This is a genomic window from Microbispora triticiradicis (genome assembly GCF_005864065.1).
In the GTDB taxonomy this organism is placed as follows: domain Bacteria; phylum Actinomycetota; class Actinomycetes; order Streptosporangiales; family Streptosporangiaceae; genus Microbispora; species Microbispora triticiradicis.
This window is the reverse complement of record NZ_VANP01000005.1, coordinates 116325-131032: the sequence shown is the minus strand read 5'-3', so window position 1 is coordinate 131032 and position 14708 is coordinate 116325. Positions and strand designations below refer to the sequence as shown.

The window sequence follows — 14708 nt, the reverse complement described above, 5'->3', positions numbered from 1 at the left end:
TCAGAGGGTCGTGAACACCACGGCGACATTGTGACCGCCGAACCCGAAGGAGTGGTTGAGCCCGGCGATCTGCCCGCCGGGCAGGGGGCGCGGCTGCCCGCGGACGACGTCCACCTCCACGCCGTCGTCCGGTTCGTCCAGGTTGATGGTCGCAGGGACGACGCGTTCGTGCAGCGCCAGCACCGTGAAGATGGACTCGACGGCGCCCGCGCCTCCCAGCAGATGACCGGTCATCGACTTGGTCGCGGTCACCAGCGGATGCGTCCCGATCGTCTCCTTGATCGCGACCGTCTCGACGACGTCGCCGGCCGGAGTCGAGGTGGCGTGGGCGTTGATGTGCCGCACGTCGGCGCCGGTCAGGCCGGCGCCCTCCAGCGCGCGCCGCAGGGCGAGCCGGACACCCGCACCGGTGGGCTCGGGCTGCGCGATGTGGTGGGCGTCGGCGGAGTAGCCCGCTCCGGCGGCCACGGCGTAGGTCCTCGCGCCGCGTGCCCGCGCGTGCTTCTCCGACTCCAGCACGACGATGCCCGCGCCCTCGCCGAGGACGAACCCGTCACGGCCCCTGTCGAACGGCCGGGACGCCCGCTGCGGTTCGTGATTGCGGGTCGACACGGCCCGCATGGCGGCGAACGCGCTCAAGCTCATCGGATGGATGGCCGCCTCGGTGCCGCCCGCGACGACCACGTCGGCGCGGCCCTCCCTGATCATCGCGATCGCGTAACCCACGGACTCCGCGCCGGAGGAACAGGCGCTGACCGTGGCGTGCACGCCGGCCTGGGCGCCGAGTTCGATCCCGATCCACCCGGCCGCGCCGTTCGGCATGAGCATGGGCACAGTGAAGGGCGACAGCGTCCGCCATCCCCTCTCCCTGACCGTCTCGTACGCCGACAGGATCGTGGTGATGCCGCCGACGCCGCTGCCGACGACGACGCCGAGCCGCGCCGGGTCGACCTCCGGGGCGCCCGCGTCCCGCCAGGCCTCGCGGGCGGCGACCAGGGCGAGCTGCTCGCCGCGGTCCAGTCTCCTGGCCTCGGACGCGGAGAGCAGCCCGGCGGGATCGACGGCCGCCACACCGGCGATCCTCACCGGGACGGAGCCGGCCCAGTCCTCGGTGAGCGCACGGATGCCCGACCGCCCCTCAAGGAGTGCCGACCATGTCGACGCCACATCCGCGCCGAGCGGCGTCACCGCGCCGAGCCCGGTGACGACGACACGCGGCCGCTCCTCGCTCAACTCGCCGCCTTCTTCCCACTCGATCCAAGGAGGTGCATGTCAGCCTCGCTTCTCCGGAATCCAGCCGGGCGGGCCGAAGAGGTGCCCGAGACGGTCGCGCCAGTGGTCCGCCGTACGGACGTCCCGCCACAGACGCGCGAACTCGCCGAAGGCCACCCGAATGGGGTTGTGACTCTCGACGTCCTCCGTGAGCCCGTAGACGACTCGCCGGCCCTCGGACCTGAAGGTGCCGAAGAGGCGGTCCCACACGATGAGGATCCCGCCGTAGTTGCGGTCCAGATAGACGTCGTTCGAGCCGTGGTGCACGCGGTGGTGGGAGGGCGTGTTGAAGACCGCTTCGACGGGCGCCCACAGCCTGTCCACCCGCTCGGTGTGCAGGAAGAACTGGTAGAGCAGGCTCACCGACTTCTGCAGGAAGATCATCCAGGGCGGGACGCCCAGCAGCGCCAGGGGGAGCCAGAAAGGCAGGGAGGTCATCGGGGTCGTCCAGCTCTGCCGCAGCGCGGTCGACAGGTTGAAGTACCGGCTGGAGTGGTGGACCACGTGGCTGGCCCACAGGAGGCGGATTCGGTGGTGCGACCGGTGGAACCAGTAGTAGGTCAGATCCTCGGCGAAGAACAGCAGCACCCACGTCCACCCCGAAGCGGCGGAGAGGTGCCGGGGCGCCACCTCGTACAGGCCCGCGTAGGCGAGGACGGCCAGGATGTGCCAGGGAAAGTCGATCAGCTGGTTGACCAGTCCCATGAACATGCTCGTCGCCGTGTCGCGGATGTCGTAGCCGCGCTCGTCGTCGCCGGGCAGGAACCGGTACGACACCGCCTCGGCCACTACGAGCAGGAGGAAGGCCGGGATCGCGTACATGACCGTGGTGACCACTCATACCTACCGGTGCGATGAGAACGCCGACGTGGAGGCGGCCACGCGCTACCAGCGCACGAGGACGAGTTCGGACGAGAAGCCGGGACCCAGCGCGATGAGCAACCCCGGCGTGCCCGGCTCCGGGGGCCGCAGGGCCAGGGTGTCTCTCAGGACGTGGAGCACGGATGAGGACGAGAGGTTTCCCGCCTCCGCCAGGGACCGCCAGGTGAGGTCGAGGGCGCCGTCGGGAAGGCCGAGAGTCTCCGCGACCGCCTGGAGGATCTTCGGGCCGCCCGCGTGGCACACCCAGGCGGTCACGTCCCGCGCCGACAGGCCGTGGTCGCTCAGGAAGCGGTGCACGTCCTCCCTGAGGTGGGCACGCACGATGCCGGGAATGCCGGGGTCGAGCACGATGCGGAAGCCGCTGTCGGAGACGTTCCAGGCCATCACCTGCTCGGAGTCCGGGTAGAGGCGGCTGCGGCTGGCGACGACGGTCGGACCGGGTGCGCGCCGCGCGTCCGTGTCCGTTCTGCCGGGCCCGCAGGCCACGACCGCGGCGGCGCCGTCCCCGAAGAGGCCGCTGGCGACGAGGTTGGCCGGGGAGGGGTCCTCCCGCTGCACGGTGAGGGAGCACAGTTCCACTGAGAGGAGCACGGCGACGTGGTCCGGCCATCCGCGCAGGTAGTCGTGCAGGCGTGCGATACCCGAGACTCCGCCGAGGCAGGCGAGGCCGAACATCGGCATCCGCTTGGCGTCGGGACGCATCCCGAGCCGGTTCGCCACCCTCGCTTCGACCGAGGGCAGGGCGATCCCGGTCGCCGTCGTGAACATGATCATGTCGACGTCGCCCGGTGTCAGCCCGGCGGCGTCGAGCGCATCGCTCAGCACTTCGGCCCCGAGGTCGACGGCCGCCTCGATGAACCTGTCGTTGGCCGCCCCGAAGCCGTCGAGCTTGACGTACCGCTCCAGAGGCAGCACGAGGCTGCGGTGCTCGACCCGGGCGGAGGCGTGCAGCCGGTCGAGCAGCCTGCGGCTGCCTCCCCGCGGAAGGCACACCTGCGCGAACGCGTCGGTGATCTCCGACTGCGGGTAACGGTGTGGGGGAAGGGCACCGCGGACAGCGGCGATTCGGGTCATGTGAGCTTCCCGGTTGACTGGCGACGGTGTGTCACGAATGAGAGGCCGACATCGGAAATCACCGCGCATTCGGAGACGGGCGTTGTTCGCCGCGACCGTCCGAATGAGGCTCAGACCGGCAAGGGGTGGCCAGGCCCTTCCTTCTCACCTCGATGAACTGAACTTGTCACTGACAAGATGCGCCCGCGCGGGATCGATTGTCAATGGGGAACGTCGGGACCGTGTTCAGGCGCGCTCACGTTCGGCCCGCCGCCGGACCAGCTCCTCGACCGCGAGGCTCTCGACGGACGTCCCGCCCTGACGCGGCTGCTCGGCCTGACCCGCGCCCATGTCCTTGAGGCCATCGCCCGCGGCGACTGCACCACGGGAGAGCTCGCCCTGCGGCTCGGCATCCCCGGATCGACCGCCAGCCGCCAGGCGACCACACTGCGCGAGGCAGGCCTCGTGCAAAGCCGGCGCCTCGGACAGGCGGTGATCCACACCATCACCGACCTCGGCACCGCGCTGCTCGAAGGTCGCCGCCCGGGGCTGATCGCCTGACGATCGTTCCTGCGGCAACCAGAACGGGTGACTTCAGCCACGGCAGACCTGTTTATCGGGCATCTCTGCCACCAGCCCACGCGCGAGATCGTCATCTACGGCTGGAGTATCAGGCGGCGCGGGTGTGAGTGGGACCTTCCTATTTCTCGTGCTGCCGGCGTACGAGTTCGGTGATCCAGATCGGCGCGTACGGAGAGGTGCAGCCCGGGGGAGTCGGGTAGTCCTTGAGCACCTCCAGTCGCTCGCCGATGTCGATCGCCCGGGCGCGGTGCTCGGCGTGCTCGATCCCGATCTGCGCCAGACAGTGGTTCATCGCCCACTGCAGGCGATCCGGGGCGTTCTTCATCTCCGCCTCGATGACGTCGAGCAGCCCTGCGAGGTCGAGGCCCTCGGGCTTCTTCGTCACGCGTTCGGTGGTCAGCGCCCAGCCGGCACTCGCGACCACGGGATCCGGATCGGCGGACCAGGCCAGGCGCAGCTCTTCGGAGTGCGGGTTCTTCTTCACCACGTAGTTCACGAGCCAGTCGTGCACCTTGGGGGCACGCGCCTCGCGCAGCATGACGTCCAGCTGGTCACGCTCGAACGCCTTCGGACGGCAGATCAGGATCGCCAGCAGCCGCGCCGCGGTGTCATCCGTCTCCCAGAGCCGGCACGCGAGTTCCTGCTGCGTCTTCAGCCGCTTCGCGAGCGCGCGCAGCTTGCCGAGGTTCACACCGTGATCGTCGCCGTGTCTCTCGTTCACCTCGCGCGCTCTCGGGTCCTCGAGCTCGGCCAGCTCGGTCATCACCGCGGGCAGCGTCGTCTCGGTCGGGGTCGTTCCGGCCACCTCAGCCTCCTGTCCGTCACGTGCGAGAGCAGCCTACGAGCACTCGCACATTCGGCTCAGTCTTCTCGAAACAGGCCACCACCGCTGACGGCGTCCGTGGCGTCGTCGAAGACCGTGTTCAGGCGCGCTCCCGCTCTGCTCGCTGCCGGACCAGTTCCTCGACCGCGCTCGGCAGGGTCGTCTCGAAGTCGATCAGCTTCGCCCAGGTCGGGGTCACCACGATCCGGACCATGCCGTCGTAGAGCGAGCGGACCTCTGCCTCCCACGCGACGCGCTGCTCGGGCGTCATCTCGTACGAGCCGTTCATCTGGAGGTACTCGTCCGGGATGCCGTCGACGACGTCCAGCTCGGCCCGGCCGCGGATCAGCAGGATCCTGGGCGGATGCACCTCGGTGTCGATCGTCAGGGCGACCATCGGGTTCTCGCGCAGAGCCGGGAGCTTAGGGGCGTTCTTCGTGGTGCACATGACGATCTGCGAGCCGTTCCAGGTGAACGCGATCGGGACGTTCCGGGGCGTGCCGTCCTTGGCCACGTACGCCAGCCGCGTCACGTCGCGTGCCAGCAGCTCTCGGCTGATCGGCCGGTCCAGAATCTCGGCGATCTCGTTCGCTCGCATAGCGGTCCCTCCAGGGTCGTTGTCGTGATCCGAGCCAGGGACGGAGCCGCCGTAGCGTTCTCGACATCCGCTGGCCTCCGAGTTCCCGAATTTTTCCGGCTGCAGCTCGGTCGAGGCGGGTACGGCGATGGAACCGGCGGGAACGTGCCTGGTGGCGGCGTTGCTGGCTAGGATTTCGGTCTGCGACAACGCGACTGAGCACGGGCGGAGGCCGGATGCGGGGCGAACGCCTGAACGACGGACTGTCCGTGGCGGCTACCGGGAACGGCGCACCCCTGGTCTTCCTGGCCGGCCTCGGTCCGGGTGCCGACCTGTCCCAAGGGGTCCCGCGAACCATGGCCCGGTCGGCCCGCGCCGTCGCGCTCGGATCTGGCCGCACGGTCCACCTGATCAACCGTCCCATCGACATGCCTTCCGGCACGACCATTGCCCGATTGGCCGGATGGCACGCCATCGCACTGCAGGAGCGGTTCGGCAAACCGGTCGACGTCATGGGTAGCTCCGGTGGAGGCGTCACCGCGCTCCAACTCGCGATGGACCACCCCGAAGTCGTACACCGCCTGGTCATCTCCGTCGCCGCGAGCCGCGTCAGCGACCGCGGACGACATGACCTGCTACGGAGCGTCGAGATGGAACGCCGGGGGAAGTCCGCCGCCTGGATCAGCAGCGGCCTGGTCGCACACGGACCCCTGCGCGTGGTCGTCGCGGCCATGTACGCGCTCGGCGCCGGCCAACAGCGAGCCCCCGGTGAGGTCGCCCTCATCGAAGCCGTTCAAGAGTGGGATGTGACGGCACGGCTGGGCGAGATCACCGCACCCACGCTCGTCGTGGGTGGCACCCGGGATTCCCTCGTCCCACCCGCGCTCGTCGAAGCGACCGCACGCGGCATCCCGAACGCTCGGCTCCTCCTGCTCCGTGGCCGAGGCCACATGACAACGCTCTTGGACCCGCGCGCCACACGGGCGACCACCGCCTTTCTCGACGGTGGGTGATCGTGCTGTTGGCTACTCCGACCACGCGAGCATCGCGTAAGCAGCGCGGACGGTCTCCTCTGCGGCGATGAGGTGTACGGCGGCTGCACTGGTCCGCGCGCGTTCCTGGAAGGTCGCGGCCAGGCGTACGTGCTGCGGGTCGCCTCCAACTTCACCACTGGCGACGCCGCCACCAGGCACGTTCTCGCGGGTTCCATCGCCGTGCCCGCCTCGACCGAGCAAATGTCCTGGTCAGCCAGGAAATGGCGGCTGCCGTAGTAAGCCGCGGGTGTTATTCCGCGCGAGGGCGAAAAGGGCCGCGTGGCCTTTCGTCACACGGTTTCCGGAAATTCGCGTCCGGCTAATTTCGTCGAAAAATTTCGAAGATGATTCGATAGTTTCTGTTCAGAAGTGTAGACAGGTTACAGATACGTGTCAAGCATCAGGAGTGCCGCGGTCAGTGTGACACCACCCTGAGGCGCGCCCCCGCGACACCGCAACCAAGCCGTTGAGCAGGGGTGTTGAACCAGAGGGTCGGTTTCCCCGACGCGTGCGTCCCGCCCGTCCTAGGTCGGCGGGGAGGCTCGGACCGCGAGCCGAACGCCACACCGCCCCTGCCGTCCCCCTGCCGGCAATGGTCGGCGCTCCTCTCCGTGACGAATTACGCCGAAATTTTCGGGAATCCGGCCTGACATATTGAGTCACGCGTTTCGGCGTGCTATTTCTGTGAGTGTTCCGGGACTGTTTTGCCATAGAGGAGTTCGTCCCGCACACGTCGGAGTCGCCCTCGGCACGAGCCCCCACCGACCGTTCCGCAACCGCGCCGCGGCCGCATGACGCCGGCCCTGCCCAGATTCCGAGGTGCCTGTGCAGGCGCGGAAACCCCCTCGCCACCGGAGTAGCCATGCGTAAACACGTCCTCGCGGCCGCACTGCTCGCCGTTCCGCTGATCGGGCAGGCGCAGCCGGCGGCCGCGTCGCCGGTCACCATCGACATCAACGACAGCGTGAAGTACCAGAAGATCGACGGGTTCGGGGTCTCCACCGCGTTCCGGCGGAACGAGCTGATCAAGGCCCTGCCGGAGGACAAGCAGCAGGAGATCCTCGATCTGTGGTTCAGCCGCCAGAAGGGTGCCGGGCTCAGCATTCTCCGGCTCGGCATCGGAGCGCGGCCGGCGGGCAGCCCGTACGACCAGATGATCTCGATCCAGCCGGAGGACCCGGGCGGCCCGACGGCGCCGCCCAAGTACGTCTGGGACGGCGACGACAACAGCCAGGTCTGGATGGCCAAGGCCGCCCAGAGGTACGGCGTGAGGCGCTTCTTCGCCGACGCCTGGAGCGCGCCCGGCTACATGAAGGACAACGGCGACGCGAGGAACGGCGGCAAGCTGCTGCCGGAGTGGCAGCAGGCTTACGCGAACTACCTCGTGCAGTACACGAAGTTCTACGCGCGGGAAGGCGTCAGGATCACCGACCTGGGCTTCACGAACGAGCCCGACTGGACGGCCGGCTACGAGTCCATGCGCTTCACCCCCGAGGAGGCCGCCCGGTTCGTCAAGGTGCTCGGCCCGGTGGCCGGGGCCGCGGGCGTGAAGGTGGCGTGCTGCGACTCCTTCGGCTGGGACCAGGCCAAGGCGTACACGGAGGCGATCGAGGCCGACCCCGAGGCCGCCCGCTGGGTGAGGGTGCACACCGGCCACTCCTACGCCAGTCCCCCGACCTCCCCGCTGCCGACGGACCGCCACACGTGGATGTCGGAGTGGGGCCCCGGCGGCAGCACGTGGGACGAGCAGTGGGACGACGGCAGCGGCCAGGACGGCATGACGGTCGCGCAGGCCGTCAACGACGCGCTCACGCTCGGCGGCGCCTCCGCCTACGTGTACTGGCTGGGCGCTTCGAGCGGTGCCACCAGGGCGTTCATCCGCATCGACACCACGACGCAGACCTATCAGGTGTCCCGGAGGCTGTGGGCGATGGCCGCCTACAGCAGGTTCATCAGGCCCGGCGCGGTGCGGCTCGGGGCGACGGCCTCCGACCCCGGCCTGAAGGTCTCCGCGTTCCGCAACGCCGACGGTTCCCGGGTCGTCGAGATCCTCAACACGGGTACGGAACCCGTCACCTGGGAAAGGATCAAGGGCCACGGCCGGGCCAGGGCCTACCTGACCGACCAGGACAACGCGGTGGCCCCCATCCCCCTGCGGGGCAAGGGCGTGACGATCGCGCCGCGCGCCCTGACGACGATCGTCCTGGGCTGAGCGGTCCCGCCCCTGGCGCGCGAAGATCACGGAGTTTGATCGGCGGGACGGCTGATTCCGCCGTGCCCGCCCGTACGGCGGTGCCGCACTAAGATCGCGTTCCGTGCTTCCGGACAGTCTCTGGCGGATCATCAGGATCGGATCGGCGGGCCTGGTCCTCGCGGCGGCGGCCGCGGGCCTGGTGCTGGGCGACGCCTGGCTCTGGGTGGCCGTCGAATGGTCGCCGCCGGCCTTCGCGGGGTTCTACGCGCGCGGCGGGTTCGGCACCGCGACGGTCGTGGCGCTGGTCGTGGCCGCCCTGGTGAAGGCCGCGCTCCTGTGGCTGATCCTGCGTGCCCCCGCGCCGGGACTCCTGGACCGCCGGGCGAGGGCGCTGCGCCTGCTGCTGTATCTGGCGGTGGCGTACGCCCTCGTGCTGTGGTTTCCGATCGCGCTGCTCCCCGACGCGGTCGACGCGGCATTCCAGCTCGCGCTGTGGGCCGCGATCGACGTCCTCTACCTGCTCGTCATCCGCTGGCGGTCCCGCGTGCTGCGCGCGGCGGCCGGAGCGATCTTCGCGGTCGAGCTGGCCGGGATGGCCGACGACCTGCTCGACGAACTCGACCTCCCGGAGCTCGGCTCGGGCGGCGTCGTCGGACTGTGCCTGATGCTGGGCGGAGTGGCGGCGACCCTCATCACGCTCGTCGGGCAGCGGCGCGACGGCCGGTGGAGCCGCGGCACGCAGGCCGCCGGGTGGGTGTCGGTGGGCGTCTACGTGCTGGTGATCCCGCTCAACGTCCGCTTCGCGATGATTCCCAGCGGCGGCGATCTGGCGATACCGGTCCTGATGGACGCGCTGGGGCTCGTCAGCACCGTGTGGATCGCGGCGACCGCCCGTGAACTGCCCACCGAGGGCCGCCCGGCGGACCTGCCGCCCGCACGGCGGCGCGTGATCCGCGTCGCGGCGGCGGCCGTGGCCCTGCTGCCGGTCATCGCGATGATCCACCCGGAGCAGACCCCGCACTTCGCCTACACCGGCTGGTCGGCGAACTGCTATGACCGGCCCAGCTTTGGGGACCTGAAACCCGCGGAACGCGACGCCGCGTTCCTGTGCCGGGCGCGGAACACGGACGGCGGAGTCCCGCCCATGTTCCCGGACAGCCTGTCCGACCAGCAGGTCCTCGCGTACGGGCGGGCGCTGTGCCGCACGAAGGACCGCGAGGAACAGGAGGCGATCCTGACCCGGGCCGGGAGCGCGCGGCCCGCCTGGGGCGCGGACCCGTGGGACCTCGTCTACGTCTGCCCGGAGATCGTCGGCGCGACCCATCCCGAGCTGCTGCGGTCGACCGCCGAGACGAAGGCGGCGAACGACGCCTACGTCGCCGAGCGGAACGCCGAGTGCCGCGACCCGTGGCCCCGGACGAAGGGCGTCGTCCAGGCCACCGCCAACTACTTCCTGTTCGCCGACGGCGATCCCGGCTACCTGGTCTACGACCCGCAGGACGAAGCGGCCGACGAGGCGGCGGAGCGGGCGACGGACAAGTCCTTCGACGACAGCGCCCTCATCGGGGTGGCCGGCAGCGCGGTGCTCGTCGGGCACGTCGAGGACGTCGCCGATCTGTGCCTCACGGTGAAGGCCTTCCGCACCCCGCCGCCACGGCGGACGGCCGGGTGGGATCAGGTCGACGAGGTGCCGGTCGTCAGCCGCAGCGGCCGGCTCATCGTGCCGGAGATGGGCGAGGGCGGAGAGGTGGGCGCGGGCGCCCCGATGCCGAACCTGGCGATCGCGGGGAAGGGCCGCTACCGGGTCCGTGTCCACGTGCGGGTCGGCGAGCTGGGAGAGGAGCACCTAATCGTCGTGTTCCCGGGCGCGTCGAGGAAGAGGCTCAAGCTGAGGCCGTGAGCGGTGCGGGGCGCACGCAGGCCCGTCCGGTGTACGCCCGCACACGCACGGTCAGCGCTTCTTCAGCAGAAGCTCGGTGTTGCGGTCGCCGGGCAGGCCCGCCAGCCCGCTCCGGATGCCGGGGGAGTTGAACGAGAGCTCCCGGTAGAGCGCGGCGAGGCCGCTCTGGGACAGGTCGGTGAAGTCGGTGCGGTGCGGCGCGGCCGACTCCACCAGCGTGGTGAACAGCGACAGCGTCCCGTCGTGGTTGTCGGCCAGTTCGACGACCCTCGCCAGTTGGGGGTAGTCGACGTGGGAGGCGGTGGAGATCTCCCAGAGCCCGCCATGCGGAACGATCTTGTTGAGGTGGGAGTGGCCGTTGATCCAGGCGGCCACGTTGCCGTGCTTCCTCAGCACCGCCAGCAGTTCCTGCCCGCTGTGGCGCTTCTCGCCGGGCCTGGCGGGGTTGGGGGTGAGGTTCGTCATGGCCCAGCTCGGGTGGTGACTGAAGATCAGCGCGATGTCGTCGGCGTGGGTCTTCAGGGTCCGCTCCAGCCAGGCGAGCTGCCGGGTGCCGACCGATCCGCGGTAGTCGCCGCCGCGGTCGGTGGTGTCCAGGCTGATGCCGACGACCCCGTCGGCGATCCGGAAGGAGTAGTCCAGCCGGCCGCTGTCGAGGTTGTCGCGGGTGTAGCCGTGGCCGGCGGGCCCCGAGCCGGTGTACGCCGGGTCGAGGTGGGCGGCGATGTAGGCGTGCGGGCTCAGCGGGGCGCGGCGCTCGTCGGCGGTGACCGTGCGGGTCTTGCCCCGGTAGCGCTTCCACGCGGCGCGGAAGCGGGCCCCCGTGGGGTCGCCCCGGCGCAGCGCCTGGTAGACGGCGCCGGCCTCGGAGGCGGGGAGGGAGAACAGCTTGCGCGAGCCGGTGGCCAGGTCGGCGAAGAAACCGCCGGCCGAGGAATAGGCGCCGCCGAAGAGCTGGTCGTGGTTGCCGATGGTGGAATACCACGGTATGGCCAGGCCCGGGCTGCTCACCTCGCGGATGGCCGCCTTCAGGAAGCCGTCCAGATGAGGGAACCCCACCCGCTTGTCGACGTCGCGCAGGCCCGAGTCGGGCTGCCAGTAGAGGCCGAGGCCGGAGTTCTGCACGCCCTCGTACGCGCCGGGGTCGCCGGTGTTCGGAGTGAAGCGGCCGCCGGTCATGGCGGTGAGGAACCACTCCATCTCGATCCGGGAGTTGTTGTCGGTGTTGTCACCGGTGGTCATGACGAAGCCGATCGGCGCCCGGGTGGCCGGGCCGTGCCCCAGGGCGTTGATCTGCTCGATCAGTGAGACGGCGCCGACGGCGGTCAGCGCCTCCTGCGGGCGCCAGGAGCCCAGGTCTCCGGCGCGCAGGAACTCGTAGCGCTGCGGATTCTGCGCGTCGGTGATGTGCAGGTCGGTGAACTGGACGAAGCAGGCCAGCACCGTACGGCGTTCGGCCCTGTCCTTCCTGGCGTCGGCCAGTTCGGTGCGGGTCACCCGCCGCCAGCCCGGGCCGTCGGACAGCCTGCGGTAACCGCTGGTGCCGTGTGGTCTGGCGACGGTGCGGACCGTCGTCATGGGGGTCGTGGCCGAGGGCGTCACGGCCGAGGCGGCGGCGGGGCCGGCGGGAAGTGCGATCTCCAGCGCGAGGCCCGAGGCGGTCGCTCCGGAGGCGAGGAGGAAAGCGCGGCGGCTGAGGGCGGGATCCATGATGTTCCCCAGTGGTGGCGTCGAGGCGAACGTCCACTGGGGATGTTTGACAGTCGGAATGACTCCCGGCCTAACGCGGCTGAAACGCCGTCCAGCCATATAACGCCTAGATATGGCCGTATGTGATACGGACATCTGGCGGCAGCAGGCCGGAAGTCTGCCGCTCTCCCGCCGTTCAGAAGGGCGCTGTGCGGGCCCGCCGCCCGCCTCAGGCGGAGGCGGCCTCCCAGACGAACCCGTCCGGGTCGGTGAAGGGCCCGGCGTCGCCGCCGATCACGATCCGGTGTGATCCCGTGCCCTCCTGGGAGACGCCGGTGTCCTTGGCGAGGGCGCGGCGCGGGTAGAGCGCCAGCGTGACCGCCGACGCCGGGGTGTCGAACTCGACGTACCTGCCGCCGAAGCTCTTGGCCACGGCCAGGCCGCGGTCGGCGTAGAAGCGCCTGCTGGCCTTGACGTCCGCCACCCCCAGCAGGAGCGCGACCTGGTCGACGTGCCGGGCGGCGGGGCGGGTGTCCTTCTTGTTCGAGGTCGCGATCTTGCAGATCGTCCCGTCCGGGGCGCGTACGACGCCGCCGTAGCCCCAGAATCCCTTCGCGGCGGGCTTCAGCGTCGTGGCGCCGGCGTCGAGGGCGGCGCCGACGAGGGCGTCGACGTCGCCCGGCTGGGACGCCACGAGCGACAGCGCGAACCCGCGGAAGCCGTCCGCCGGCGCGTCCGAGGCGCGTACGTTCACGTACGGGCCCAGACCGAGGGCGTCGTAGAAGGCACCGGCGGCCGTGGGGTCGGGAACTTCGAGGGTGACGGACGTGAAAGAGGTCATGACGGGTCCTTCAGGCGAGGTGGGTTCGGCGTCGTGGCGGCGGCCGGGTCGCGGATGGGGCAGGGGAAGGCCGGTGCTCACCGGTCCTGCAGGAGCCCGAGGACGTTGCCGTCGGGGTCGGTGACGGTGGCCACCAGGCGGCCGCCCCCCACGTCGTGCGCGGCCTCCTTCACGGTGGCCCCCGCGGCGGCCACCTCGGCCAGCTTCGCCTCGATGTCCGGGACGTGCCAGTAGGCCACCGGCGAGGTCATGCCCTGCGGTCCGCCGTCCGGCACCAGTCCGATGTGCTGGCCCTCCACGTCGAAGCCGACGTAGTAGGGCGACTCGGTCTGCGGCGGGATGCCGAGCAGGGCCGCGTACACCGCCTTGGCCTTGGCCAGGTCGGACACGGGGTGCAGCACGGTCCTGATCACGTTGGGGGAGGCGTCGGTCATGGTCACTCCTTCGGTGGTGGGTCGCGTCGACCCGCTGGTTGCGTGGTCACAGCCTTCCTCCCGGCCCGGTGGGCCCGCATCCGTGGTGACCACGGAACCGGCCACGGATCGAGAGCACGGATCGAGAGCACGGATCGAGAGCACGGATCGGCGGCGCGGATCGCGGACGGTGCGGATGGGGACGCGGCGCGGATACGCCAAAATGAGCCCAATGGGTACAGGAGTGGAGATCTCGCCTCGGGAAGCCGAGGTGCTGGAGCTGGTCGGCGCCCATCTCAGCAACGCCGAGATCGCGGCACGGCTGTGCCTCTCGGTGCGGACCGTGGAGAGCCATGTCTCCTCGCTGCTCCGCAAGCTGCGGGTGCCGGATCGGCGGGCGCTCGCCCGGCGTGCGCCCGAGGCGGCCGGCGCCGCTCCTTCTTCGCATCCGGCGCCGGTCCTGCCGGCCCCGCTGACCTCGTTCGTCGGCCGGGCGAGCGAGCGGGCCGAGCTGACCGAGATGATCAGGGCGCACCGGCAGGTCACCACCGTCGGCCCTGGGGGAGTGGGCAAGACCCGGCTCGCGCTGGCGGTGGCCGGGGAGGCCGTCGGCGAGTACTCCGACGGGGCGTGGTTCGTCGACCTCGTCCCGGTCACCGATCCGGGCATGATCGCGACCGCGGTCGCCGGGGCGGCCGGTCTCGGTGAGCAGCCCGGCCGCGACATGACCGAGTCCGTGGTCGCCGCGCTGGCCGACCGGCATGCGCTGCTGGTGCTGGACAACTGCGAGCACGTGGCGGACGGGGTGGCGCTGTTTCTCGAGCGGTTGCTGGCGACGTGCCCTCGGATGACGGTGCTGGCGACCAGCCGGGCCCGGCTGATGGTGCCGTTCGAGCGGGTGTATCCGGTTCCGCCGCTGTCACTGGCCGTCGACGGCGAGTCGGACGCGGTCGCGTTGTTCATGGAGCGGGCGGCGGCGGTCGGCTGGCCGCTGGATCCTCCGCTGCGCGACCAGATCGCCGCGATCTGCGCGCGGCTGGACGGAATGGCGCTGGCGATCGAGCTGGCCGCCGCCCGGTATCCCACGCTCGGGCTCGACGGCATCACCGCGGCCCTGTCCCACCGCTGCGGATGCTCACCGGCGGCTCCCGCGCCGATGAGCGGCACCGCTCGGTGCGGGCGGCGCTGGACTGGAGCCACGCCCTGCTGGAGCCGGCCGACCGGGCGCTGCTCCGGCAGGTGTCGGTGTTCACGGCGCCGTTCACCGCCGTGGCGGCCGCGGAGGTGGTCAGGTTCGGGCCAGGCCCGGTCGGCACGGGCCCGGTCGACGAGGGCACGGTCGACGAGGGCACGGTCGATGAAGGAATCGTCGCCGACGGCCTGGCCCGGCTCGCCGAACAGAGCCTGCTGGTGGTGACCGCGTCCCCGGCCGGGACCGGATACCGGGC

The 14708-nt window shown here is 70.6% G+C and carries 13 protein-coding genes; 5 read left to right on the top strand and 8 right to left on the bottom strand.

Annotation, left to right across the window (positions count from 1 at the left end):
* The 3 genes from FED44_RS14825 to FED44_RS14815 are packed head-to-tail and all read right to left on the bottom strand — an operon-like array spanning position 1 to position 3228.
* Positions 1 to 1233, bottom strand: coding sequence for a beta-ketoacyl-[acyl-carrier-protein] synthase family protein (locus FED44_RS14825; protein WP_111700983.1), 1233 nt, complete (start codon positions 1231 to 1233; stop codon positions 1 to 3).
* Between the two features lie 39 nt (positions 1234 to 1272).
* Positions 1273 to 2109, bottom strand: coding sequence for a sterol desaturase family protein (locus FED44_RS14820; RefSeq protein WP_111700982.1), 837 nt, complete (start codon positions 2107 to 2109; stop codon positions 1273 to 1275).
* Between the two features lie 48 nt (positions 2110 to 2157).
* Positions 2158 to 3228, bottom strand: coding sequence for a type III polyketide synthase (locus tag FED44_RS14815; protein WP_138461037.1), 1071 nt, complete (start codon positions 3226 to 3228; stop codon positions 2158 to 2160).
* Between the two features lie 177 nt (positions 3229 to 3405).
* Here FED44_RS14815 and FED44_RS14810 point away from each other — a divergent pair, with 177 nt between their 5' ends.
* Positions 3406 to 3768: an ArsR/SmtB family transcription factor gene (locus FED44_RS14810; protein WP_138461036.1), complete on the top strand. Its 363-nt coding sequence runs from the start codon at positions 3406 to 3408 to the stop codon at positions 3766 to 3768.
* Between the two features lie 139 nt (positions 3769 to 3907).
* Here the strand turns inward: FED44_RS14810 and FED44_RS14805 are convergent, their stop codons facing one another.
* Together FED44_RS14805 and FED44_RS14800 are read right to left on the bottom strand one after the other, a co-directional pair.
* Complete coding sequence (locus FED44_RS14805; protein ID WP_208759015.1) at positions 3908 to 4552, bottom strand: DNA alkylation repair protein; 645 nt, start codon at positions 4550 to 4552, stop codon at positions 3908 to 3910.
* 160 nt (positions 4553 to 4712) lie between these two features.
* Positions 4713 to 5210 carry a pyridoxamine 5'-phosphate oxidase family protein gene (locus tag FED44_RS14800; RefSeq protein ID WP_111700980.1) on the bottom strand — a complete coding sequence of 166 codons (498 nt, stop codon included), beginning with the start codon at positions 5208 to 5210 and terminating at the stop codon, positions 4713 to 4715.
* Between the two features lie 215 nt (positions 5211 to 5425).
* Between FED44_RS14800 and FED44_RS14795 the strand changes: the two genes are divergently transcribed.
* From FED44_RS14795 to FED44_RS14785, 3 genes are all read left to right on the top strand, one after another.
* Positions 5426 to 6202, top strand: a complete 777-nt coding sequence (locus FED44_RS14795; protein WP_138461034.1) for an alpha/beta fold hydrolase — start codon at positions 5426 to 5428, stop codon at positions 6200 to 6202.
* An 883-nt stretch (positions 6203 to 7085) separates the two neighbouring features.
* Positions 7086 to 8435 carry a glycoside hydrolase family 30 protein gene (locus tag FED44_RS14790; protein ID WP_138461033.1) on the top strand — a complete coding sequence of 450 codons (1350 nt, stop codon included), beginning with the start codon at positions 7086 to 7088 and terminating at the stop codon, positions 8433 to 8435.
* 103 nt (positions 8436 to 8538) lie between these two features.
* Positions 8539 to 10317 carry a hypothetical protein gene (locus FED44_RS14785; RefSeq protein WP_138461032.1) on the top strand — a complete coding sequence of 593 codons (1779 nt, stop codon included), beginning with the start codon at positions 8539 to 8541 and terminating at the stop codon, positions 10315 to 10317.
* Between the two features lie 51 nt (positions 10318 to 10368).
* Here the strand turns inward: FED44_RS14785 and FED44_RS14780 are convergent, their stop codons facing one another.
* The 3 genes from FED44_RS14780 to FED44_RS14770 form a co-directional block, all read right to left on the bottom strand.
* Entirely contained in the window at positions 10369 to 12027 is a 1659-nt protein-coding gene (locus tag FED44_RS14780; protein ID WP_138461031.1) for a TIGR03767 family metallophosphoesterase, read from the bottom strand.
* A gap of 208 nt (positions 12028 to 12235) precedes the next feature.
* Entirely contained in the window at positions 12236 to 12847 is a 612-nt protein-coding gene (locus FED44_RS14775) for a VOC family protein (RefSeq protein ID WP_111700975.1), read from the bottom strand.
* A 77-nt stretch (positions 12848 to 12924) separates the two neighbouring features.
* Positions 12925 to 13281, bottom strand: coding sequence for a VOC family protein (locus FED44_RS14770; RefSeq protein ID WP_138461030.1), 357 nt, complete (start codon positions 13279 to 13281; stop codon positions 12925 to 12927).
* 211 nt (positions 13282 to 13492) lie between these two features.
* Between FED44_RS14770 and FED44_RS37320 the strand changes: the two genes are divergently transcribed.
* Complete coding sequence (locus FED44_RS37320; protein WP_244301941.1) at positions 13493 to 14677, top strand: ATP-binding protein; 1185 nt, start codon at positions 13493 to 13495, stop codon at positions 14675 to 14677.
* Positions 14678 to 14708: the final 31 nt, after the last annotated feature.